The organism is Cognatundibacterium luofuense (assembly GCF_018139685.1).
Taxonomy (GTDB): Bacteria; Pseudomonadota; Gammaproteobacteria; order Burkholderiales; family Burkholderiaceae_D; genus Undibacterium; species Undibacterium luofuense.
On the sequence record NZ_JAGSPN010000001.1, the window covers coordinates 103,940 to 126,519 of the forward strand.

Annotated in this window: 20 protein-coding genes and 2 pseudogenes; 9 read left to right on the forward strand and 13 right to left on the reverse strand. The window is 51.1% G+C overall.

The annotated features are described in order from the left end of the window. Positions 1-155: 155 nt before the first annotated feature. The 9 genes from KDM89_RS00470 to KDM89_RS00510 form a co-directional block, all read right to left on the reverse strand. Positions 156-413 carry a BTH_I0359 family protein gene (locus KDM89_RS00470; RefSeq protein WP_189357834.1) on the reverse strand — a complete coding sequence of 86 codons (258 nt, stop codon included), beginning with the start codon at positions 411-413 and terminating at the stop codon, positions 156-158. Between the two features lie 164 nt (positions 414-577). After that, positions 578-949 (reverse strand): GTPase, encoded by a 372-nt coding sequence (locus KDM89_RS00475; RefSeq protein WP_212686002.1) that lies wholly within the window; start codon positions 947-949, stop codon positions 578-580. A gap of 2 nt (positions 950-951) precedes the next feature. Next, entirely contained in the window at positions 952-1,680 is a 729-nt protein-coding gene (locus tag KDM89_RS00480) for a response regulator (RefSeq protein WP_212686003.1), read from the reverse strand. Positions 1,681-1,745: 65 nt separating this feature from the next. Next, a complete protein-coding gene (locus KDM89_RS00485) occupies positions 1,746-4,103 on the reverse strand; it encodes a sensor histidine kinase (RefSeq protein ID WP_212686004.1) in 2,358 nt (785 codons plus the stop codon). Positions 4,104-4,106: 3 nt separating this feature from the next. Further along, a complete protein-coding gene (locus KDM89_RS00490; RefSeq protein ID WP_229793186.1) occupies positions 4,107-4,691 on the reverse strand; it encodes a DUF4390 domain-containing protein in 585 nt (194 codons plus the stop codon). 66 nt (positions 4,692-4,757) lie between these two features. Next, entirely contained in the window at positions 4,758-6,197 is a 1,440-nt protein-coding gene (gene rsmB / locus KDM89_RS00495; protein ID WP_212686005.1) for a 16S rRNA (cytosine(967)-C(5))-methyltransferase RsmB, read from the reverse strand. A gap of 196 nt (positions 6,198-6,393) precedes the next feature. Further along, positions 6,394-7,269 (reverse strand): alpha/beta hydrolase, encoded by an 876-nt coding sequence (locus KDM89_RS00500; RefSeq protein ID WP_212686006.1) that lies wholly within the window; start codon positions 7,267-7,269, stop codon positions 6,394-6,396. Between the two features lie 3 nt (positions 7,270-7,272). Then, entirely contained in the window at positions 7,273-7,617 is a 345-nt protein-coding gene (locus KDM89_RS00505; RefSeq protein WP_212686007.1) for a DUF1840 domain-containing protein, read from the reverse strand. 168 nt (positions 7,618-7,785) lie between these two features. Next, positions 7,786-8,328 carry a hypothetical protein gene (locus KDM89_RS00510; RefSeq protein ID WP_212686008.1) on the reverse strand — a complete coding sequence of 181 codons (543 nt, stop codon included), beginning with the start codon at positions 8,326-8,328 and terminating at the stop codon, positions 7,786-7,788. A gap of 232 nt (positions 8,329-8,560) precedes the next feature. Between KDM89_RS00510 and KDM89_RS00515 the strand changes: the two genes are divergently transcribed. The 3 genes from KDM89_RS00515 (at position 8,561) to KDM89_RS00525 (ending at position 11,735) form a co-directional block, all read left to right on the forward strand. After that, on the forward strand, positions 8,561-8,941 hold the full coding sequence (locus tag KDM89_RS00515) for a hypothetical protein (protein ID WP_212686009.1): 381 nt from the start codon (positions 8,561-8,563) through the stop codon (positions 8,939-8,941). A 3-nt stretch (positions 8,942-8,944) separates the two neighbouring features. Continuing rightward, the gene (locus tag KDM89_RS00520; protein WP_212686010.1) at positions 8,945-9,478 is read left to right on the forward strand and encodes a GNAT family N-acetyltransferase; all 534 of its coding nucleotides are present in this window, start codon (positions 8,945-8,947) and stop codon (positions 9,476-9,478) included. Between the two features lie 67 nt (positions 9,479-9,545). Next, positions 9,546-11,735: an ATP-binding protein gene (locus KDM89_RS00525; RefSeq protein ID WP_212686011.1), complete on the forward strand. Its 2,190-nt coding sequence runs from the start codon at positions 9,546-9,548 to the stop codon at positions 11,733-11,735. A 7-nt stretch (positions 11,736-11,742) separates the two neighbouring features. Here KDM89_RS00525 and KDM89_RS00530 read toward each other — a convergent pair whose 3' ends face one another. From KDM89_RS00530 to KDM89_RS00540, 3 genes are all read right to left on the reverse strand, one after another. Then, positions 11,743-12,939: a DUF1501 domain-containing protein gene (locus tag KDM89_RS00530; protein ID WP_212686012.1), complete on the reverse strand. Its 1,197-nt coding sequence runs from the start codon at positions 12,937-12,939 to the stop codon at positions 11,743-11,745. A gap of 17 nt (positions 12,940-12,956) precedes the next feature. After that, positions 12,957-14,528: a DUF1800 domain-containing protein gene (locus KDM89_RS00535; protein WP_212686013.1), complete on the reverse strand. Its 1,572-nt coding sequence runs from the start codon at positions 14,526-14,528 to the stop codon at positions 12,957-12,959. Positions 14,529-14,699: 171 nt separating this feature from the next. Continuing rightward, positions 14,700-15,395 carry a DUF2076 domain-containing protein gene (locus KDM89_RS00540; protein WP_212686014.1) on the reverse strand — a complete coding sequence of 232 codons (696 nt, stop codon included), beginning with the start codon at positions 15,393-15,395 and terminating at the stop codon, positions 14,700-14,702. 412 nt (positions 15,396-15,807) lie between these two features. Between KDM89_RS00540 and KDM89_RS00545 the strand changes: the two genes are divergently transcribed. Continuing rightward, a complete protein-coding gene (locus KDM89_RS00545) occupies positions 15,808-16,782 on the forward strand; it encodes a sensor domain-containing diguanylate cyclase (protein WP_212686015.1) in 975 nt (324 codons plus the stop codon). Positions 16,783-16,816: 34 nt separating this feature from the next. On the opposite strand, the pseudogene KDM89_RS00550 reads toward KDM89_RS00545, so the two are convergent. Further along, a pseudogene (locus tag KDM89_RS00550) lies at positions 16,817-17,476 on the reverse strand (ATP-binding protein); the annotation flags it as partial. 63 nt (positions 17,477-17,539) lie between these two features. Here KDM89_RS00550 and KDM89_RS00555 point away from each other — a divergent pair. From KDM89_RS00555 to KDM89_RS22335, 5 genes and pseudogenes are all read left to right on the forward strand, one after another. Continuing rightward, positions 17,540-18,283 (forward strand): TnsA endonuclease N-terminal domain-containing protein, encoded by a 744-nt coding sequence (locus KDM89_RS00555; protein ID WP_230427597.1) that lies wholly within the window; start codon positions 17,540-17,542, stop codon positions 18,281-18,283. After that, positions 18,276-20,204, forward strand: a complete 1,929-nt coding sequence (locus tag KDM89_RS00560; RefSeq protein ID WP_230427598.1) for a Mu transposase C-terminal domain-containing protein — start codon at positions 18,276-18,278, stop codon at positions 20,202-20,204. Before KDM89_RS00555 ends, KDM89_RS00560 begins: the two co-directional genes overlap by 8 nt. Further along, a complete protein-coding gene (locus KDM89_RS00565) occupies positions 20,201-21,091 on the forward strand; it encodes a TniB family NTP-binding protein (protein WP_212686016.1) in 891 nt (296 codons plus the stop codon). The genes KDM89_RS00560 and KDM89_RS00565 overlap by 4 nt, the downstream gene beginning before the upstream one ends. Further along, positions 21,049-21,513 (forward strand): annotated as a pseudogene (locus tag KDM89_RS22945) (TniQ family protein); the annotation flags it as partial. The gene KDM89_RS00565 and the pseudogene KDM89_RS22945, both read left to right, overlap by 43 nt. A 78-nt stretch (positions 21,514-21,591) precedes the next feature. Continuing rightward, positions 21,592-22,170: a hypothetical protein gene (locus KDM89_RS22335; RefSeq protein ID WP_230427599.1), complete on the forward strand. Its 579-nt coding sequence runs from the start codon at positions 21,592-21,594 to the stop codon at positions 22,168-22,170. Positions 22,171-22,580 lie beyond the last annotated feature (410 nt).

Consider the following 22,580-nt stretch of genomic DNA (forward strand, 5'->3'; position numbering starts at 1 on the left):
TGCGGCAGCAAAAAAAGTCGGGTAATGGTTCATTGTGTATGCAAATTCAGATCGCAGACAGAGAAAACATCACCTTAACAGGGTGCCGGGTACGCAGCTATAGTGCTGCGCTGATGGCGGATATGGCCCGGCCGCTATAGTGCCGGGCCGGCGTGTTAATGCAGGAACAAAGGCTGAGAAGACATACCGGTATGCTGGGCCAGAAATTCATCAATTTCTTCCATGCTCGGATCAGAAGAAATCAGTTCAGACACTTCATAGCGGAAATTCAGGGCAGACATGCCGGCGATAAACCATTCTTTACGGAAGGTTTTATCAGTGATTTCATAGCCACCGAAACGCAGTGCTTCATGATCGGTATCAGCGCCGTATTCGACCACACTGTAGTGATCACTGTTATAGATGAGATTCATGGTACGTCCCCTTTCTATCTGACACATGCTTCGAAGTCGACATATGTTGAAAACGCCAGTTTTCAAGTCTGGAACGCGTACCTCCTTCCCGGGGATGACCGCTGCATCCGGAGCGGTGCAGTCGCGGACGGGCAGGAGACGGCAGGCTTTACCGTAAATTCAGTTTAGAGGGAAATATGCTGGTCCGCCAGCAGGATCTCGCTGTATGGTGCATTCTTTAACAATTCGCACAGCGAGTCATAATGGGCGCTGCTGGCCATGGCCAGCCACAAACGGGCGGGGCGCGGGCGCAGTAAGCGGTTGAGGCTGACTTTCAGGGTCAGTTGTCCGGCACAGCAAATGCAGCCGGGTGCGATTCGTTGTAATGCTATCTGTGCAGACGGATGCAACAAAGCATTACCTTGCGGTAATCCTTCGAGCAGAACGGCGTGTGCAGAATCGGGAAACGATGCGATCGCGGTAGCAATCGCTTGTTCCCGCGCCGCATAATCTGCACCGGTCACGATGGTGACCGGTACGGGTGAAACTGCCTGCAAGTTTATTCGCCGCGTTTGGAGTATTTGACCGATTCCACGCCCAGCTGTTTCAGTTTGCGATACAGATGGGTACGTTCCAGACCGGTTTTTTCCGCAACGCGGGTCATGCTGCCGCTTTCGCGATGCAGATGGTATTCGAAGTAAATACGTTCGAACGCATCACGGGCTTCACGCAATGGCAGATCAAATGACAGACTGGCAAACTGGCTGGCAGGCGAGGCTGCTGCCGGTTGTACCGGTGCGGCAGCAACGGCAGGATAACCACGGTTATCAAACTGTGTGCTGACGGCGCCAATGCTGTTGACGGAGCTGACTGGCTCCGGTGTCAGTACGCGCATCGCCGGGACAGCCGGACGTGCCGGTTCCGGTGTGCGGGTCAGACCTTGCTGAACGGCTTTCAGCAGCTTTTGCAACGCAATCGGTTTTTCGAGGAAATTCAGCGCACCGATACGGGTGGCTTCCACGGCGGTATCAATGGTGGCATGACCGGACATCATGATGACCGGCATGCTCAGCAAACCGTCGCGCTGCCATTCTTTCAGCAATGTCACGCCATCGGTGTCCGGCATCCAGATATCCAGTAACACCAGATCCGGTTTTTCCGCCAGCCGTGCCGCACGTGCCTGCTGTGCATTTTCAGCCAGTTGTACTACGTGTCCTTCGTCCCCCAGGATTTCCGAAAGCAATTCCCGGATACCCATTTCATCATCTACGACCAGAATATTCGCCATAAATTTACCCTATTACTGCCCCTGTGGTTTTGTTTTTATCCCTGCCGGATGTTGTATTGCTCCGGTCAGGCTGGAATCGCACCGTCTTGCGGACTGGAATCCGGTGCTAACTTTAACAGCAAAATCGATACTTTTGCACCGTTTGTATCGGTACGGTTCTGAATATCGATTCTGCCCCCGTGCTCATCAATAATCTTTTTGACCATTGGCAATCCCAGACCGGTACCACGCGGCTTGGAAGTTGCGTAAGGTTCAAAGGCGCGCGCCAGAATTTTGCTGGAAAAACCCGGTCCGTTATCCGTGATCAGCAAACGCACACCAAGTTGCGCTTCCTGATTTTTTCCCTGCATACGCACCAGTTCAGTGCAGACATCAATACGCGGCGCGCTGGTCTGATCGGTACGTTCGCCAATCGCATCCTGCGCGTTTTGCAGCAGGTTGTGGATGACTTGCCGCAACTGTGTCGCATCTCCCATGATTTTTGGCATACCGGCTGCCAGCGACAGGCGGATGATGTCGCGACCGTCACCGGCCAGATACAGGTGCAGCACTTCATCAATCAGCGCGTTCAGATCCAGTTGCGACAATACTGCCGGCGGTGTGCGCGCGTAATCGCGGAAATCATCGACCATCCGTTTCATCGAGCTGACCTGATTCACGATGGTGGTCGTGCCTTTGCGCAGAATGGCAGCATCGGTTTCACTGAGCTTTTCTTCCAGTTTCATCTGCAACCGTTCTGCCGAGAGCTGGATCGGTGTCAGCGGATTTTTAATTTCATGTGCCAGACGTCGTGCCACTTCACCCCAGGCGATCGAACGCTGTGCTGAAATCACCTTGGTGATATCGTCAAACACGATCACATAACCTTCACCAGCGCCTACCGGTAAATGCGATCCGCGCGCCAGCAGCGTGATGTTCTGTGCCACATTATTCGGCATCGCATCAGCTGGCTTTTCGCCCTGCGGCTCTGCATCCGGACGCGGAATTTCAATTTGCTGCTGCCAGTGTTCCTGCTTACCAGCCGCATTACCATCATCCATTTGCTGCTCTGCGAATGCTTTATCAATCGCTGCTGCAAACTGATCCAGTCCCGGAATTTCATGCAATGCCTTACCGACTTCCCCTTCCACCGGGCGCTGCAGAATCCGCTCTACCGATTCATTACAGGTCACCAGATGCCCCTGTTCATCCAGTACCATCACACCTGCAGACATGTTGGCAAGTACTGACTCCAGGTAAGCTTTGGCGTTTTCCAGCTCAGATCGGTTGCGCTCCACCGCCGTGCGGGCATCCAGCAGCTGACGGGTCATGGTGTTGAATGACTGAGTCAGACCGCCCAGTTCATCCGGTGTCGAAATAATCGGACGCGGCGAAAAATCGCCCTCAGTCACCGCTTTGGTTCCCTCTGCCAACAGCAGCAAAGGACGTGCCAGCTGGCCGGAAATAAAGAATGCGCTGGTGATCGCTGCAAACACCGAAACCAGCAGCGTCAGTGTCAGGGTGAACACATACATGGTCTTCAGACTGCTGCGCCCCAGCGAACGAACCTGATACTCACTGGCGGCACTGCGTACGGCTTCCGCCTGCAGTGCGATATTTGCCGGCACCGGGTGGATCAGTTGCAGATAATAGGAATCACGGTTCATCGACAGGGAATAGTCGGTGCTGTGCAACTGAATCACGACGCGCGTGCGCAAGGACTTTGCCGGTTCCTGTGCCAGTACCGGGCGTTTTGCACCATTTTGGGACGTGGCATTAGTCGTGTCCGGATCGGCCGGTTTTTCATCAATGGCAGCGTACATGCGTCCGCTGCGCGCCTGACGCAGCATATCCGGCGTCGGTACTTCAGGAATCAGTCCGGCATTCTGACTGGAGCTCGCGACAACACGACCGCGGCTGTTGACGATAACAGCATCCTGAATCAGCGCTTTTTCGCGCAGGCGGTATAACTGTATGCTGAGGGGAGTGTCGGAGGGAGCGGACAGGTCGCTTGCCATGTCACGTGCTTTTGCCTGCAGGTCGGCGAGCAGAAATTCCATTGCGCTGAGGCCAAGATTTTTACCGGACTCCATCGCAGATTCGACCTTAACGTCGAACCAGGATTCGATCGAATGCGACACAAAGTTGACTGACACAACGTAAATCACCGAACCCGGCAGAATACCGACCAGTGCGAATAACAATACCAGTCTGGTCATCAGACGCGAACCGAATTCGCGGTTACGGTAGCGGCTGAATAAGCGCCATAAAAGCATCACAATCAGGGCCAGCAAGGCCAGTGCCACGGCGATATTGGCGGCTAACAGCCATTTATAATAAGGTTCGAAGCGGGCGGAATTGTCAGAAGCGGTGGTGAGTAAGAACAGCAAAATACTCATTAACGCACCGCCGATAATCAGGGCATATCTTAAAAATCGTGTCACTTGCTATTCTGCCCTGAAGGTAAAACGTTTCCAGTCGGATGAAACCCGCCAGTCACTGTTATTGATTGCGGCAATCAGAAAGGTTTTGGGCAGATAACTCAGATCCAGCTTGAGTTTCACGGCAACGTTATACAACGCGCCTGAGGTCAGGCTGTTTTTATCTGCCAGTAAAATGCGGCGCGGACGCTGCACCAGAATCAGCGCTTCATCCAGCGTACTGAAATTCTGTTGCAGGCCGTTATTGGTGGTAGCGGTGTACTGACGAGTCCAGGGGTTGTAACCGATGCGTACGGACTGCGCCACACGAACGGTTTTCTCATCAAACCAGTACCAGCGTGAGCGCGTGACTTCCACCTCTGTCGTAAACGTCAGGGGAATCTCTTTTGTGATCGCGTCGACCAGGCCGTGATTCAGTTCAAATGAAAAGCTGGCATTCAGCCGGTAGCCATCTTCAGTGGCTTCCACTTTCGCAGAAGTCACTTCGGCTTCTGCTGCAGAAACAGCAGGCACGATCGCTACCAGCGTTGCCAGCATCAACAGGCCGGGTAAGACAAAGCGTCGTAGTAGCGCCAGAACTCCGGAAGTCATGCAAAGCAGTTAAGAAACATGTCAGAAAAACGATATTCAATCATAACGTGAAGCCCGCGGTTTCCGTCAGCTTTGTTCCGGTTTCTGAAACAAAGCATAAAATAAGCCGTCATGTTCGTTGTGTGTATCGGACGTTTTTCCGGTTTCCGGCAGCAATTGTCCCGGCGCATCCAGCCGGATTACCTGATGGCGTGCAGCGAATGCAGCGGCTTGCGCCTCTGATTCTGCAGGCCACACAGAGCAGGTCACCATCAGCATTTTTCCGCCCGGTGCCAGCATGCGCCATAAATTGTCGAGGATACGGGCAGATAAAGCGGCTAACTGGGCAGTATCTGTCTTACGGCGCAGCCAGCGGCTATCGGGGTGACGGCGTACGACGCCGGAGGCAGTACAGGGCACATCTGCCAGAATGCGGTCGTAAGGGCGCTGATCCCACCAGTCGCTGCGGCTGGCATCGCCACGCTGAACGCGGGCTTTCAGCTGCAATCGCTGTAAGTTGTCATGAACACGGGCCAGACGCACGGCGTCCGCATCCAGGGCGGTCAGATCCAGGTCGGCCAGTTCCAGTAAGTGACAGGTTTTTCCGCCGGGTGCCGCGCAGGCATCCAGTACCCGCATTCCATTCTGTACATCCAGCAAAGGTGCAGCCAGCTGGGCTGCTGCATCCTGCACAGAACACATGCCTTCGGCAAAGCCCGGAATTTGCTGTACCGGTACCGGCCGCAGCAGTTTCAGTGCGGAAGGGCCTATTTTGACGGATTCCAGTCCGGCGGCAGCCAGTTGTTGCTGATAACTGTCACAGTCAGTCAGGCGCTGATTCACACGCAGCGTCATTGGTGGCTGGTGATTACCGGCTTCGAGTATGGTTTCCCATTGTGCAGGGTAAGCACTGCGAACCTGATCAACCCACCATTGCGGGTAATTCCAGCGCGCGGCCGGCTGCTTTACAACCAGGCGCATTAACTCGTCCTGCTCGCGCAGGAAGCGCCGTAATACGGCATTTACCATGCCTTTCGCAAACACCATATGACTGCTCGATGCTGCTGCGCTGACAGCCTGATCGACGACGACAAACGGTTCGTAAGCCAGCTCCTGATCGCCTTCACGCATCAGCAGCGTAAGTGAGGCACACAGCAGTCCGTACAGCAGTACAGGTTCCGGCTTTTTGCTGGTCATAATCTGCAGTAAAGCTTCGGTACGTCCGAGCTGGCGCATACTGCGGTAAGCAATATCCTGAATGGCACCGCGTGCCTGCGGTGTTGCCTGCAAGCGAGTGAAAATATCGGTCAGCGCCTGCGGCAATGCCGTACCTTCCAGTACCGCTGCAATCGCCTGCGCAGCGCCGCTTAATGCATAGGCGAGCGAATCTGCGCGGACATCGGTGAGTTCCGGTGCCGGTTTTTCAGGCACAGACGGACGTGTACCGGCGTAAGGACGTGTCGCGGAACGCGTACGTTGCGGACGGGGAGAGGACAGGCTTAATGTTTTTCGCGTGGTATCTTGCATACAATCTGACTGGGTGTTGACCGGTTTTACCGGAAAGTATCGTCGGAACAGCGGAACCGGTTTCCGGCGCGGGGCGCTAGTGTACCAGTGAGTTGCCTGCCGCTGCTATGAAAGACTGCGTTTCACTGCAGGAATAGCGGTGTTTCGTTTTTCTGTCCTGAACGGATCAGAACAGACCACTGCAGACCATTGCCGCTCAGGCGCGTTGCTGCAATGATGAGAAAACCTGCGACGACTGACGGGTAAGCCAGTGTCGTATGTCAGCCCATGCCGGGTTTGGCAATGGCTCATTCAGAATTTCGTGAAATGCTTCCGGATAACGGCAAACGCTGATCAGTTCCTGCGGAGCTGCAGCGGCAAAGGCTTTGCTGCCAGCCGGATCCACCAGTTTATCTGCTCCGGCAATCATCATTAAAACAGGTACTCGCAAACTTGACGCCTGCTGATGACAATCCCGTATGGCGACCAGCATACTGCTTAACAAACGTGCAGAAATTTTATCGTGCACCAGCGGATCACGCTGATAAGCACGGATTACTTCCGGGTCATGGCATAAATGCGGTAGCGATAATCCGTTCGGCAGACCCAGTCCCGGTGCCAGTTTCAGTAAAAGACGAAGAACCGGTTGCCCCCAGAATGGCATATACAGCGCCAGTGCCGGAGCGGACAAGATTGCACCTGATACCGGCAATTCCGGTTCAGCCAGCAGGCGGCAGGTCAGCAAGCCACCCATACTGTGTCCGAACAGCATGGGTGGCGAAGGAAGTTGTTGCGCAAACTCCCTGATGATGCCTGCAGCATCTTCCAGCATCTGCGAATCTGACGGGGTATCGCCGCGCTGACCACCGGATTTACCGTGACCACGGTGATCAAAGCAGCGCACTGAATAACCGAGTTCGCGAAAAAAACGTATTACCGTCAGATAACGTCCGCTGTGTTCACCAATACCATGCAGCAGCACGATACCCCGGTCATTGCTATCACCGCTGTAAGGTCCGGGATAGTCGGTGACATGCAGCGGAACGCTGTCAGCACAAAGATACTGATGCTGAATTGCCGCAGCCGGCTGCATGTTTCAGACTCCCCACAAGACTTCACGCTGCATTTTATGTGCCGCATGCAGCATTTCCAGAACAGGGTAGGCCCGGGTTGCGAAGCTGACCGGCTCAGGTTGTTCATGTTCGTTGTCGTCTGTTTCATCATTGTGATGTGCTTTCACATCACGGGTGACTTCATCCGATACAGGATGCATACGGCTGTCTGTAACGGCGGCTTCCAGTGTACGGATCGCATCCGGCAGTTCTGCCGGTGTGATAACGCCGCGGTCAACATCTTTATGTATCAGTTCCAGAATGCGGCGGGCATGTTCTTTGTACATGGTTATTTCTGCTGCAGCTTTGGATTGAAATGTCACCAGCATGGTAGGCCCTCCTCAAAAGATTCTGACTAAATGCGGTATCGGGCTGTTCAGCTGCAATCGCAGAATAAAAGACCGTCGCAGGGCGACGCTGAAGCACCGGTACCTGTGATCCATCATAATCCGTATTGTGTTAATTGGGGAGGGCGGTCTGTTGCCCTTTCCCACACCTTAGGGCTGCGCGGGAGGATTTTTGCTCAGATCGCGTGTAAAAGATTGCAAAAAATGATCGCTGACTGCGGTATCCAGCTGTTTAACAGGACCGGTGACCACAATCTGATACACGTAGTTATCCTGAATCAGGAAGCGCGCATGCATTGCAATATCGGTTCCCTGTGGTGTTTTTCCGGTAGCGCGGACAATTGTCCCCGGTGCGGTACCCGACGGAACTGTGGTCCCGATATTACTGAGCATTCCCTGTAACATGGCTTGCCACAGCAAGCCGGTTTGCTGTGCATCATGCGCTTCGATCCAGCCTACAGTGAAAGTCAGACCTTCTTCCGTGACACCGCGCATTTGCATCGTGCAGGGAATACCGGAAAGTACGATGTCCCGTGATGCGCTGGCGGGTTTGCCCGGCATCATGATGCGAAAATGGCCGTCCGTATCGTGAATTTCCCGCCAGTTCAGCGATGGCTGGCATGCGCATAAAACAAGCAGGGTCATTATCCCGACAAGCAAGCTGCGCAGGCGCATAAAGTGAATCTGGATCATTGTTTTCCTGTTTAACGTGAAAAGAACCGCCCGGATCAACAGCGTTGCGTTCAATCTGTATCAGAAACCGCAGTGAAAAACGGGAACAAAGCGGCTTGCACTCTTTCAAACAGATACCTTGCTGCTATCATCCCATATGGCAGAAGCAACAGTCACTGCATACATGTGTGTTCAGTTGTACAGATGTACCGGATTCACATTTTAAAGTACGTATTTTTACCGGATATCCATCATGTTAAGTCTTTCGATGCGGACAGGAATTGTTTTGCTGATGTTGCTGGGCCTGACAGCCTGCGAGCGTATCGGGCTGGCAGATCCGGCAAAAGAAGCTGCGCGTAAAGAATCAGATGCCAAAGCAACAGGAAGCGCCTGCCGTCATGCCGGACGCGCAATTGAAGACTGTTATGCGCTGAATCCGGATGCCTCCCGTGCTGCCGTCTATGCAGGCTGGAAAGAAATGAATGATTACATGCGCGAAAACAAAATCGATGTCGTGAAGCCGGAAATCGCGCCGAACGAACCGCCGCCACCGAAGCCAGAGCCATCGGCAGAAGCATCCGAGTCCGCGTCTGCGTCCGCATCCGAATCAGCATCTGCGAAATCGAAAAAGTAAGGCATGTCTGTAAAGGAAAACATCCCGGATCAGCGCATCCGGGCAATGCAGTCGAATGACGTCAGTGCGGTTTATTCTGTGCAGCAAGCCTGTTACGTCCCGCAGATGGTGGAATCCGCGGATCTGATTCTGCAGCGCTGGCAACATGTGGCAGATACGTCATGGGTCGCAGAGGATATGTCGGGTGTTGGCGCATATCTGGTTGCTTACCGTAGTCAGCGGAACAAAATTTCAGCACTTGGCGAAGCGTTTGTACATACTGTACCAGCGGATGTGCTGTATCTGCATGATATGGCGGTGCATCCACGCTGGCGCGGCGGCGGCGTCGCAGCGCGTTTGCTCGATCATGCGCATCAGTACGCACGAGCAAATCGTTTAACTGGCCTGGCGCTGGTGTCTGTACAGGATACACTGGCGTTCTGGCAAAAACTGGGTTTCGTACCGCAAATCCCGGACGATAGTCAGCAACGCTTACTGAGTACATATGCCGGGGCTGCACATTATTGCATTGCGCCGGTGCAGGATACTTCAGACTGACAAAGGCTCCGGTGAAAAGCCGGAACAGACAATCGCGATTAAAAAATGCTTGAACCCCGATAACTGAATGATGAAATTAGCCGGATTACGAACCAGCCGTATCGCCAGAATCTTTGCAACAGGTCTGGTGCTGTCGATTATCGCCGGCACGGTGGTGTTCATCTGGACTTTACGTTTGCAGGAAATCGGTAAGTGGGAAAAGCAGGCAGACACTTACAGCGTAGTGCTGGCGGAAAACACATCTCAGCAAATGGATTTTGCCTACTCTGCAATTACCAGTATTGCAGAGAGAATTCAGGATCGCTGGAGCGTCAGCGCCGACTATCTGAGCGCTAAACTGGCGACCTATGATTTTCATTTGTTCCTGAAGGACAAAGTCGAACTGTTTCCGGCGATTGATGTGATCTCTGTGCTGGATGTTAACGGTAATACGATCAGCACATCACGTCAGTTTCCTGCACCCGAATACTCTTTGTATGACCGCGATTACTTTCTGATGCAGAGAGATAACCCGACGCTTGGTATTTATCTCAGCAATCCTGTGCGCAGTAAATCCACCGGCAAATGGATGTTTTTCCTGAGTTACCGGCTGAATGGCAGTGACGGCGAATTTATCGGTGTGGTCATTCTGGGCTTGTCGCCGGAGTTTTACGCCAATTTCTATGAAAAACTCAGTATGAGTGGCCGGGCGACGATATCGCTGATGCGCACCGATTTCACCTATCTGGCACGCTGGCCTGAAAATGATGCTGTGATGGGCGAAAAAAATACCGCTGGCAGCGCGTTTCAACTGATACACGATAAAAATCAGCGATCCGGCGTGATTGTCAGCGATGGCGCTGCGCAGACAGAACAAAAGGCAGCCACAACTCAAATGGTTGCAGTGCAGTCACTGGAAAAATATCCGCTGATACTCAGCTTCGCAGTGGATGAAGATTTTTATCTGGAAGACTGGAAGAAAACGAGTTTTTCGATTGCTGGCGTTGCCGTCGGCGCGGTGATTGCCGTCATCATTGCATTTTATATGCTGATTAATCTGTTCCTGCAACGTGAACGCGATATGCAGGTCATGACGGACCTGAAACGCGATGCCGACAAAATTAATCTGAAACAAAATGAATTGCTGATTAACCTGACGGAGCAGCAAAAAGCGATCAAGGAAAGTTCCGACCGCCTGCAGGCTATTTTCCAGAATGCGGCGGACGGCATCGTTATGGTGGATGAAACCGGACAAGTTGAAGCAATGAATCCGGTCGCCATTGAATTGTTTGGCTTCGCCGAAATGCATGCTGAAAATGTTGATGCATTGCGTATGGCATTTCCCGGTCAGGCAGAGTTGCTCGCAAATGCGATGAAGGAAAGTGATTTCCTGACTTCCGGTCGCGTGCGCCTTGAAGCGGAAACCACACGCCTGGACGGAACGCCTTTTCCGGCAGAATTTTCTATCAGCGAATATACGCTGGCAGGCAAACGCAAGCTGATTATCATCGTGCGGGATATTTCCGAGCGCCGCAAAATTGAGCGGATGAAAAACGAATTTATTTCGACCGTCAGCCATGAGTTACGCACACCGCTGACGGCAATTCGTGGTGCACTCGGCTTACTGGGCGGCGGTGCAGTCGCGGGCTTACCACCGGCCATGATGCCTTTGCTGAACATCGCGCAGAAAAACAGTGAGAGCCTGACCCGCCTGATTAATGATTTGCTCGACTTGCAGAAAATGGAAGCCGGCAAAATGGAATTTATCTACGAAGATTGTGCATTGTTTCCACTGCTGGAAATGGCAATTCAGCAAAATCAGGCACTGGCACAGAGTATGTCGGTTGAGCTGGTGATGGACACCGATGCTGGCATGGGCTCAGACAGCCTGCAGGAGCGCTGGCTCAGTGTTGACACCGGTCGCTTCCAGCAAGTGATGGCTAATCTGATTTCAAATGCCTGCAAATTTTCTCCGGAAGGTTCTCAGGTCAGGGTGTATGCACTGGCGTGGGCTGATCAGATGATACGGATTATTGTGGCCGACAGCGGTCCCGGCATTCCTGAAAATTTCCAGGAACGGATATTCAAAAAATTCTCTCAGGCAGATGCTTCCGATACCCGCAGTCAGAGTGGTACCGGGCTTGGACTGGCGATTTCGAAAATGATTGTGCGTCAGTTGCACGGAGATATCGGGTTTTATAATGCAACGCCGGCGGAAGGTGGCGGCGCACGGTTTTATGTCGATCTGCCGCTGGTGATTCCGCCGGATTTACGGTAAGTCGTTATCAGATCAGTTTTAAATCGCGCGGACGGACACCGCCGAAGACCTGCGATACCTGTGTTCCGGATAAGCCGTACATGCGTGCAAACAATCCACCCAGCACAGCACGGTATTCGTTCAGCACAGGATAATCCCGGTTCTGAAACAGCGTGGATGCAGTCAGTTGTTGCTGATCACCCAGAATTTTTCCGCCATTCACGCTGCCACCCAGTACCCAGTAAACCGAGCCGTGACCATGATCTGTTCCTCGTTTGCCATTCTCGCGGAAAGTACGCCCGAATTCGCTGATGACAACCACAGTGGTATTTTTCCACTGACCGCCCATCTCATCACGGAAGGTTTGCAAACCTTTACCGAGTTCATCAAATTTGTTTGCCAGCGCGCCTTTGCTGCTGCCCTGATCAACATGGGTATCCCAGCCGCCGACGTCAATGAAGCCAAGCGCATATTTTTCGCGCATCAGGCGTGCGATGCGTTGCGCTTCCAGTGCAAAACCTTTCGTACTGATTGCGTTGCGGTTAGCCGAATTCATTTCTTCCTGTAACTCACGCATCACATCGGCACGTACATTAAAGCCTTCGTTGACGGCATCCTGCAGTCTACTTTTTGAATACATTTCACGAATCAGATGACTTTGCCGCTGATCGATCTGCATTTTTGCAGGATTTTTCAGTGCCAAATTAGCGACTTTGGCGCCCCCCTGAAAAATCAGTGGTAACTGATCTGTAAATGCCATACACGGCATAGTTTGCTGAGGCTGAATCAGTGCAGCCAGACGATTCAGAAATCCGGAATGAAAGTCCCGTTTTCCGTTCAATGCCTGCCCCAGTTCAATACTGTCCTGAGTCTCAAAGTGACTGCGTGATAAATCATCGGTGCCAGCAAAAGGAATAAAGCTCAGTTCTCCTTGCTGAAACAGAGGGAACATGGTTTCGCGCAATGCCGGATGCAGTCCCCAGTCAGTGTTCAGTACCAGCGCTGAATCAGGTTTGTCGGAAGGTCTGGGAATGGCAATATTCGGGCGAGATTCATAATAGAAGCTGCTGGAAACCGGCACCAGCAAATGACTGGCATCATAACCACCACGCAGAAAAACCAGCAAGAAACGCGGCTGATCTGCAGATGCTGCCATTACGCTGCTACTGATGCCTGCAGTCGCTGCGAAAGCGCCCATTCCCTGCAAAAACTGACGTCTGTCCATGGTACGTTCCTTCCTTTTCAGCGATGCATCATTTCCGGCGATGCCAGAAACAGCAGATTCCATTCGGTCGTATTTTTCGCTTGTGCCAGCGCCTGCTGCGTTTCATTACTCAGAAAAGGCATCATGTTTTTGATGCAACTGGCATTGGATAATGTCGGAGCCTGAAATTTCTCTGCGCTGCTCTGACCCTCAGCCCGGAACAGGTTGGCATTCCCGTTTGCCAGAATGCGTGCCAGATCGAAGCGCGTGCTCATTTGTCCCGCGCTGGACCATGCACTTTCAGCCAGTGAATAGCCATCCGGTGTCTGACGACCAAAATACGGTTGACCGAGCATATTCAGCCAGTTCAGCGCTGGCGCTGTATTCACAATATTGCTGCCGTCATAAGTCAGACGAAGTGCAGAGACAACATAGTGCAAAGGATCTTTAAACTGTTTGCCGAGTGAACGAATAAATTCGTCGCTGTCAAACATGGTGCGCAGTGTGTAAGGAATGTCGCCGTCAGAGCGCAGAAAAGCAGATGACATCGTGCTGATCAGCGCTTCGCCAGGCTGTGCGGAAACAAAAAACTGCGCCAGTTTTGTACTGACAAAACGTGCGGTCGCCGGATGACGGCTCAGCATATCAATCACTTCATCCGTTTCGGAAAGGCCACGCCCGCGTATGGTATGGCCGAGTATTACCTTGTCGCCGAAATCATGTCGCTGCGGATGAAATTCGAATAAGCCTTTTCGTACAAACAGCTTCGCTGCTTCCGGACGCAGTTTCGGTACTTCAGGATGGGCTTGCATGTTAACGCCCACACCGGTTAATACACGAGCCAGCTCCTGTACATCTTTTTGCGTATAACCACCATTGACACCCAGCGTATGGAGCTCAAGCAATTCGCGGGCATAATTCTCATTAATTTTATTAACAGCGTTATATTCATTATCCAGATAACGCAGCATCGCCGGATGATAGACCGTCGCACGTAACAAGTCGCGGAAATTGCCCAGTGCATGCGGCCGGATTGCACTTTCCTCGAAATCGCCGATCATGGCGCGGATATTGTGTTTGCCGGAAAAAATACTGAAATGATTCATCCAGAACCATGTCATTTGTTCCTGCAACTGGTTCGTTGAATATACAGCGCGCAGCAAGCTGCGTGACGCTGCTTCGCGTGCCAGCCGGTTCATTTCCTGCTGATATGCTTTGCGCAGTGTATCGTCCGTTCCTTTCTGGCGTTCGGATTCGACGCGTTGTGCTTCCATTTGCCGCACCAGGGCTTCAGCCGGTATTTTGCTGATGCTCATGCTGTCGATCTGTGCTTGTATCGGACCGGGCAGGATACTGTGCCGCGCCCGCAATTGCTGATCCAGATACCGGTCAGGCCCTACGGCGAGTACTTGCTGATAGGAGGAATAGTTTGCACCGAAACTCAGGCGGTTCAGCAGCAGATCCGTTCGTACATTGGATTGCGCAAAGACTTTTCCTGCCGGTGGCAGGCTGACTGTTTCTTGTTTAGGCGGGGTACTGCAGGCGGCCAGCAGGCAGAACAGACTAACTGACAGGCAGTGCTGAAATCGTAAGCGGTGAACCGGCAACATGAATGCTCCTGAATGAAACTTCATGCCGGAGCATACAATGAATTCTGCATAACGTGGATTGCAGAACCGGAAGATTTGTTCTATTCACGTAACACCAGTTTGCAGAACGTGCTGAAAAGTGACGTTCTGCAAACAGCTGTGAGTAACTGTGTCCCCCGTGTGCGGGACGGGTCAGATCAGATCATCATCACCGTAACTGTCATCCGCTGCAAAATCGCTGCTGACAGGCGTATCGACCGGCTCCAGCGGAGAGCTGTCGTTTTGCGGCTGACTGAAATAACCGGGAATAAATTCACCCTGACTATTGCTCAGTTGCGCAGCACCGGACTGATCTGACAGCGCATTGTGGTTGCTGCTGTTCTGGCTGCCGAACATATGACTGATGCCCTGATACAAAAATGCACCTGCCGCCACACCTGCCGCTGTCGATGCAATATTGCCGAGCATGCCGCTGTTATTCGAGAAAAAACCGCCTGTTGCAGGAGCTTGTTGGGGAATCACTTGTGCAGGTGCCGCCTGCATGACCTGCGCCGGTACTGCCGCAGTGTTCAGCGTGCGTGCCGGTGCGCTGTTACCCCAGCCACCGGAAGCACTGTTCAGGAAACCGCTTTGTGATGCGCTATTACCGGTTTGCACCTGAGCACGTAGTTCCCGTACTTCCGCCTGCAGATCCGCAATCTGCCGGTTTGCATTGGCGAGTGCCTGATCCATCAGCAAAGCTTTCTGCACGAGCAAATAGGCTGCATCCGGCTGGCGCGCGTAAGCATCCTGAATCATGGTCTGCGCCTGCTGGTCTTTGACCGTCCCTTTTACCTGTATCAGCTGATCCAGAAAATTCTGCAACATTTGCGTTTCTTGCGGCGACATATGACCTCCGGTGAGCAATCAAAAATCCAGCCCGATCAAACGACAAAGCTGTGTGCGCCATATGTCAGGTCAGTACACCGTAAATCAATAGCCGCAATGGCAGTCTTTCGGAAAAATACTTTCAGTCTGTTTTTCTGATACCAGTTGCCTTCGGAGAAGGATTTTTGTGTTGTGTCCTGTTGGCGTATTTGTCATCAATTGCAAAATTTCCCAACGATTTTTTCTGTGCTGATTAGTCACGTTTGACGCTCCGGATACTGCGGCGTAGTATCAGTGAGCAGGTATTTACTACGGGATATTTCTCTCCGGCAGTGAATGTTTTCATCGGGAACTCGCCAATTTTTACTGTCATCAGCGTGAACGCAATACAGTATCCGGGCAATACCGGTTTTTATATGACTGAATATGCAACATGGTCAATCCCGACATTAGACACAAAGACTCTGCTCAGCGCTGTGATCAGCAGTTGTATGAACTGATTCTGGCAAATCTGTACTCCGGTGTGCTGGTAATCTTGCCGGAGGGGGTGAGCTGTCTTGTGAACCAGTCATTTTGTGATTTATTTGATCTGAACATATCGCCTGCGGCATGTGTCGGTAAAACGTCGGCTGAAATTCTCGAACTGATACTCGGTAAATATCAAAACCCCGCGATGCAATTGCAGAGGATTAAAGACATCGTTACGGTGGGTGCGCCGGTGCGCGGTGAAGAAGTGCAAATGCGGGATGGCAAAACGTTTTTACGGGATTTTATTCCTATGATGCTGGATGGCCAGACCGGTGGCAGGATCTGGCATCACACCGATATCACTGCGCAGCGGGAGGCAGAACGGCGTACGCATTCCTTATTATCTGAGAAAGAGATGCTGATCCGGACGCTGGCATTAAAAAATGATGAACTTACCAGTCTCGCCGCTACAGACAGTCTGACCGGGCTGCACAACCGGCAGCAGTTTGAAGTCAGTTTTGCCTCTGTTGCGGAACGCTTTAACCAATTCGATGAAGCACTGTCGATTATTCTGGTCGATCTGGATCATTTTAAAAAAATTAACGATGTTTTCGGACATCAGGCTGGTGATACAGTCCTGCGTCATGTTGCCAGATTGATTCGGAATGCGACCCGCGCCTCTGATATGGTGTTTCGCTGGGGTGGCGAAGAATTTGTCGTGCTGACCCAGCATACGAATTTGCAGCAATGCATGGTGCTTGCAGAACATTTGCGTGCAGCGATTTGCGCCGAGGCACTGGTGCCGGTCGGTATCGTCACCGCCAGTTTTGGTGTGGCAGAACTGAAAAAAGGCGAATCCGTGGAAAGCTGGTTTCGCCGTTGTGATATTGCGCTGTACAGAGCAAAGGCCGAGGGACGCAATCAAGTGTTTGCAGGATAAACACAGGGGCGTCCGAAAGCTGTACAAATGCTGATCAGGTATTTTGTTTCAGTACCCGCCGGTACTGAATGGCTTCCGCCAGATGACGGTTGCTGATCTGATCCTGACCGGCCAGATCGGCAATGGTGCGCGCCAGTTTCAGAACACGGTGGCAACTGCGGGCGGACCACTGGAATTGCTTCATCGCCTGCTGCAATAACTGCAGTCCGGTGGCATCCGGCTGGCAAAACGTGTCCAGTTCCTGACTGCTGAGCAACTGATTCGGTTTGCCTTGTCGTTGTTGCTGGCGTTGCGCCGCCTGTTGTACACGCTGACGTATCGTTGCACTGTGTTCGCCGTCCGCTTGTTTCAGTAAGTCATCATGGCTGAGCGCAGGTACGGTAATTTGCAGGTCGATACGGTCTAGTAACGGGCCGGAGATTTTGTCCTGATAACGGTGAATCTGATCCGGTGTGCAGCGGCAAACGATAGTCGGATGGCCGTGATAACCGCAGGGACAAGGGTTCATCGCTGCAATCAGTTGAAACCGTGCCGGAAACTCTGCCTGCCTTGCCGCACGCGAAATATGAATCCGGCCGGATTCCAGCGGTTCACGTAATACCTCCAGCACCTTGCGGTCAAACTCCGGCAACTCATCTAAAAACAACACACCCTGATGGGCCAGAGAGATTTCTCCGGGACGCGGTGTGCTGCCACTGTGATATTCTCAAATAAATGCGACAGATCACCTCAAATTTCAATTACTTAGGACATTATTTTGGAAATTTATCCGACAGAAATTGGTAAATTAGATGCGACTGATCCCAAGACGAATGGAAATAGTTGCGACGAAGCTTTGCCACGACAGACTCGAAAGATTAAACCAACGCGCCGAAGTGTCTCAGGTGTTTATCCATTTCGGTGTGAAACTTCAATTCCTTTTGAATCGACACTCGAAAGAGATTTTTTGATACGAGCAGAGTTCTTTGTCGATGTTCTTGACATCATCCCTCAGCCAATACGAGTGCCATTCACATGCCTCAATGGAGAGAGTTATGTCTATACACCTGATTTCCTTGTTTACTACAAGCTTGGTAGTAGAGATTACTGCAATTATCCTAAGCCTTTGTTAGTGGAGGTAAAGCCCGAGGCTGACTGGCGCAAACACTGGCGTGAGTGGTTGCCTAAGTGGAAAGCTGCCCGCCAATATGCACTCACTCAAGGGTGGAATTTTCACATCGTGGATGAGTCTCGGATTCGTGACAAGGTATTCCATAACGTGAGGTTCTTGGAGCGTTACAAACGCATGACTTTTGTGCGCGAAGAGAGCGAAGCTGTAATTTCCAGTGTCCGGGATATGGGTTCGACACCTGTTCACTATCTTCTCGCAAGACATTTTATGGGTATATATCGTGAAGAGGGGATTGCACACATCTGGTCATTAATTGCTACGAGGCGTCTTGATTGTGACGTCTCTCACCCCTTAAATGAATTTACCCAAGTGTGGATACCACATGCATAAAAACGCTGATGTATCGATGCCTAATGACGCATTTGAGCCTGTTCGTGACCGTGTAGATGTAGCAATTGGCATGTTGGTTCGACGTGGAGAAGATGTCTTTCGGATTGCACAGGTTCTTGATTTTGAATCTTTAATTGGCGTTGATGTTTTGACAGGACGTAGTATTTCTTTGCGTCTGGGAGACTTGCGCCCTTTAGCCCGTGAAGGAAAAGTATCACAGTTGGTCAATGTCGATATGGCTCAAATCGCAGACGAAGATTGGCGAATTGCTCAGGAACGTTTTGCTGCCATCAAACCTCTGTTAAACAGAATGCATATTGGTCGAATTGCAGTCGAGCAGCGTGGTAAGGAGACGGGTGTAGATCCGGCCACTTTGTATCGTTGGCTCCAGAGGTACAGAGCATACGGCGTCGTATCAGCATTAATTCCTCAAAAACGTGGATGGAAAGCAGGTAACAGTCGAATTGGGGCAGATGCGGATGCATTGATCGAACAGGTTATCCGCAACTTTTACCTTACTCCACAACGGCCAACTGCGCAAAAAACAGTGCTCGAAGTCCTCAGAGCGTGCCAGGAAAAAGGAATTCAGGCGCCAGGTTCTTCTGCAATACGTGCGAGGATTTCCAGAATTGCCGAAAGAGAGAAGTTGCGGGGACGCGGCTATAAAGAGCAAGCAAAAAACAAGTTTCTTCCAGCGCCAGGGAGTTTTCCGAATGCGGACTATCCGCTAGCTGTAATGCAAATTGATCACACACCTGCCGACATTATTTTGGTGGATGACGTTTTTAGAAAGCCAATAGGCCGACCATGGATAACACTTGCCATCGATGTCCATTCGCGTATGGTCACAGGATATTACCTTTCCTTTGATCCTCCGTCAGAGACATCTGTGGCGATGTGTGTTGCGCATTCTATTCTTCCGAAAGAAGATTGGATGCTGTTACATAAAGTTGATGCGGAATGGCCCGTTTGGGGTATCCCAAAAACTATTCACGTCGATAACGGTGCAGATTTTCGGTCTAACAATTTTCAGCAGTCGTGTTTGATGTACGGAATTAGTTTGGAATTCCGACCTGTGAAACAACCCAGATATGGGGGGCATATCGAACGTATGTTAGGTACTTTGTTACGTGAAATCCACAGCCTACCAGGTACAACGTTTTCGTCTGTTAAAGCACGTGATGGGTATGATTCGGAAAAACATGCAACCATGACTAAGTCCGAATTCGAAGAATGGTTAGTGACGCTCATCTGCAAGGTTTATCACCGACGTCTTCATTCGGCGATTGGTTTGTCTCCAACACGTAAATGGGAAATAGGAATTTTCGGAAATGCGGAAATCCAAGGCGTGGGTGTGCCGTCAAGACCAACCAATAGCTTAGCAATCCTGCTAGACTTTTTACCTTTCTTTCGTCGCACGGTACAGACATTTGGTGTAACCATTGACGGATTAACCTACTACGCTGAAGCACTCCGTCCGTGGATCAATGCCCAAGATCCTGAGACCAAAAAAAAGAAGGATTTGATTTTCCGGAGAGATCCACGCGACATAAGTTCGATATGGTTTTTCGATCCGACCCTAAAGCATTACTACAAAATCCCACTTGCGGATTTGGCGTTGCCATCGATGAGTATTTGGGAGTATCAGCAAGCGCGGGAAAAGCTTCGGAGAGAGGGAATTGCGAGTGTCGATGAGCATCAGATTCTCCGAGCGATTACTGAATTACGCAATCGTGTTGACGAATCGATGGAAAAGACAAAGACTGCGCGGCGTCAAGCTCAACGTAGGAAGGAGCACGCTAAAAATATTTCCCCAGCTCAGACAGTGAACGTATCCTTAATACCCAAGAAATCGGCTCCAATATTGGAGACAGATGGGCTGCTTGAAGGTGATATTCAAGATTTTGGAGATATCGCATGAACGAGTATGAGCACATTCATCCAGATTTTCGCCATGTAATGAGTCTCACCGATTCGGAGCGCTTGAGCTTTCTAGATCAGCCGCGTTGGATCGGTCATAAGGTTGCACAACACATTTTAGATACTTTACAAGGCCTTTTGCTAAAACCAAACAGGCCAAGAATGCCGAATTTATTAATCGTTGGTGATTCTAATAATGGAAAGACTACGATCATTTGTCGATTTCGGCTTCTGTGTGGCCAAGGATATGTGAACGAAGATGCTGAACCAGTGAAGCCAGTTATTGTTGCTGAAGCACCTCCAAGCGCGGATGAAAAAGGGTTATATATCTCCATATTAGAACAGTTTTTTGCGCCTTATCGAGCAACCGACCCAACATCGAAACTGCGGTATCAAGTGATTCATCTCTTTCGTTCATGCCATGTGCGTATGCTCGTCATTGATGAATTTCACTCGTTGTTAACGGGGTCACCTGTTAAGCAACGTGAGGTAATGAACGCCATTAAACTTATGTGTAACGAACTCGCCATACCGATTGTGGGCGTTGGCACGCGCGAAGCAGTACGCGTCTTACACAGCGATCCCCAGCACGCAAGCCGCTTCGATGTATTGAGTTTGCCTCTTTGGGAGCTGAACGCCGATTTCCAGCGGCTCCTAGCGGGGTTTGAGAAAATTTTACCATTGCGGCAACGCTCAAATTTACACTCACCTGAACTCGCAAAATTGCTCCACACAATCTCCGAAGGAAATACAGGTAATCTTCAACGGCTGTTGGTCGAATGTGCACGTGAGGCAATTAAATCAGGGAAGGAACACATCGACAAATCGATTGTCGAAAGCAAAGCATGGTTAAGGCCTACACGTGGCATCCGGGAACTGGTAGGGTAGCGAGCAGATGGCCTGTTCCGGTGAATATAGAGCAAGACGAGCTATTTTCAACGTGGCTCGTCCGAGCTGCCCTGGCGCAGGGAACTGATCCCTTAGTGTTGGCTAGTCATCTTTGGCCGGGATGGCGAGTTTGTACAATTGATCTGGATCGAGGAGTCAGCGAGGAGTGTGCTACCAGGCTTGTTCAGGAGTCTGGGATTCAGTATGACGAATTCTATTCGGCATCTTTTTTGCCGATTGCAAAGGCAATTGGGCAGGAAATTAGGGCTGATAGGGCGATTTGGTACTGGTTTCTTGCCCTAGGGTCGCGCAACCGAAAACGACATGGGGGATTGCAGTACTGCTCCCATTGCTTGGCTACAGATACCCGACCATACTTTCGTGTGCAATGGAGGCTGGCGTGGCATACTTGCTGCGCTATTCACAAGATCTGTCTGCGGGATCGTTGCTGGTACTGCCATATGCCTATAGAGCCAAATCGATTAAGTGCTCAGGATCTGATGAGTACTTGTCCTAGTTGTAAGCGAGATTTACGCGATGCGGTGATGGTGCCTGCTTCAGCGTCTTCATTGGAGTTTCAGGAGTACGCAGACAATGTTGTAATTACTAACTCTGGATTTTATGGCGCTCATCAGTTGAAAACGACCGAGTGGTTTTTTCTTGCACGTTACCTCTTGATGCTCCTGCGCTTCACTGCCCGAAACCAAACATCCAATGTTAGGAAATGCCTTGCCAGTTTGTTGCCCAGTGTTTCTTGCCTAAAGCCACCAATAACTGGTTTAGGTTTCGAAATGCTGCCAACATCTGAACGCGCCAACTTTCTTGAAAGTGTCGGCGTACTGATACGAACTGGTCCAGAACACTTTCGAAGTGCCGTATTAGCTCACTCACTGACGGGTATGTCCTTGCGGCAAGGATGGCAAATATTGCCACAATACATTCACGACATTGTGCAAGAAATTCCGCAACTCGCTCGTTCCAGAAGCACAAATATAGCAGTAGTTTCCGCGCCGAAATCAAAGCAAACGGTATTATATAAATGGGCGCGCTTACAACGGAAAATACGACGTTTTCCATGAGTCGCGACCAACCTCTTGAGCTGCAATGCGATGAATGCGGTAGGAATATGCTAAAAGCGCATCGCACTCAATCGGGCAGACGATTTTGTGGGACATGTTACCAGCGTATGTTTGTTCACTGTGAATGTCCTCGGTGTGGTGTCATGTCACGACTCCCCAAAAATGACAAACATGCGGTATGTTGGCAATGCTTCAAGGATGCTCCTTGCATACGCTGTGGAAGAGGCGAATACAAGATCGGAAAGATTACACCGTTTGGACCAGTGTGTAATAGTTGTTCAGTCTATTTTCGGCCGCCGAAGCTGCCAAAACAGGTGCAAACAGAGTCGAAGGTGTATCAGTCACTCGACCCCTTTGATCATCCTGTTTCTAAGCGCGGTACTTGCCAGCAGTGTAGACGTTATAGAAGT

Excerpts from the sequence above, each read along its gene's own strand:
- KDM89_RS00470 (WP_189357834.1), bottom strand. The coding sequence starts at position 413 with ATGAATCTCATCTATAACAGTGATCACTACAGTGTGGTCGAATACGGC.
- KDM89_RS00480 (WP_212686003.1), bottom strand. The coding sequence starts at position 1,680 with ATGGCGAATATTCTGGTCGTAGATGATGAAATGGGTATCCGGGAATTG.
- KDM89_RS00490 (WP_229793186.1), bottom strand. The coding sequence starts at position 4,691 with ATGACTTCCGGAGTTCTGGCGCTACTACGACGCTTTGTCTTACCCGGC.
- rsmB (WP_212686005.1), bottom strand. The coding sequence starts at position 6,197 with ATGCAAGATACCACGCGAAAAACATTAAGCCTGTCCTCTCCCCGTCCG.
- KDM89_RS00500 (WP_212686006.1), bottom strand. The coding sequence starts at position 7,269 with ATGCAGCCGGCTGCGGCAATTCAGCATCAGTATCTTTGTGCTGACAGC.
- KDM89_RS00505 (WP_212686007.1), bottom strand. The coding sequence starts at position 7,617 with ATGCTGGTGACATTTCAATCCAAAGCTGCAGCAGAAATAACCATGTAC.
- KDM89_RS00510 (WP_212686008.1), bottom strand. The coding sequence starts at position 8,328 with ATGATCCAGATTCACTTTATGCGCCTGCGCAGCTTGCTTGTCGGGATA.
- KDM89_RS00515 (WP_212686009.1), top strand. The coding sequence starts at position 8,561 with ATGTTAAGTCTTTCGATGCGGACAGGAATTGTTTTGCTGATGTTGCTG.
- KDM89_RS00520 (WP_212686010.1), top strand. The coding sequence starts at position 8,945 with ATGTCTGTAAAGGAAAACATCCCGGATCAGCGCATCCGGGCAATGCAG.
- KDM89_RS00525 (WP_212686011.1), top strand. The coding sequence starts at position 9,546 with ATGATGAAATTAGCCGGATTACGAACCAGCCGTATCGCCAGAATCTTT.
- KDM89_RS00530 (WP_212686012.1), bottom strand. The coding sequence starts at position 12,939 with ATGGACAGACGTCAGTTTTTGCAGGGAATGGGCGCTTTCGCAGCGACT.
- KDM89_RS00535 (WP_212686013.1), bottom strand. The coding sequence starts at position 14,528 with ATGTTGCCGGTTCACCGCTTACGATTTCAGCACTGCCTGTCAGTTAGT.
- KDM89_RS00540 (WP_212686014.1), bottom strand. The coding sequence starts at position 15,395 with ATGTCGCCGCAAGAAACGCAAATGTTGCAGAATTTTCTGGATCAGCTG.
- KDM89_RS00545 (WP_212686015.1), top strand. The coding sequence starts at position 15,808 with ATGGTCAATCCCGACATTAGACACAAAGACTCTGCTCAGCGCTGTGAT.
- KDM89_RS00560 (WP_230427598.1), top strand. The coding sequence starts at position 18,276 with ATGCATAAAAACGCTGATGTATCGATGCCTAATGACGCATTTGAGCCT.
- KDM89_RS00565 (WP_212686016.1), top strand. The coding sequence starts at position 20,201 with ATGAACGAGTATGAGCACATTCATCCAGATTTTCGCCATGTAATGAGT.
- KDM89_RS22335 (WP_230427599.1), top strand. The coding sequence starts at position 21,592 with ATGAGTACTTGTCCTAGTTGTAAGCGAGATTTACGCGATGCGGTGATG.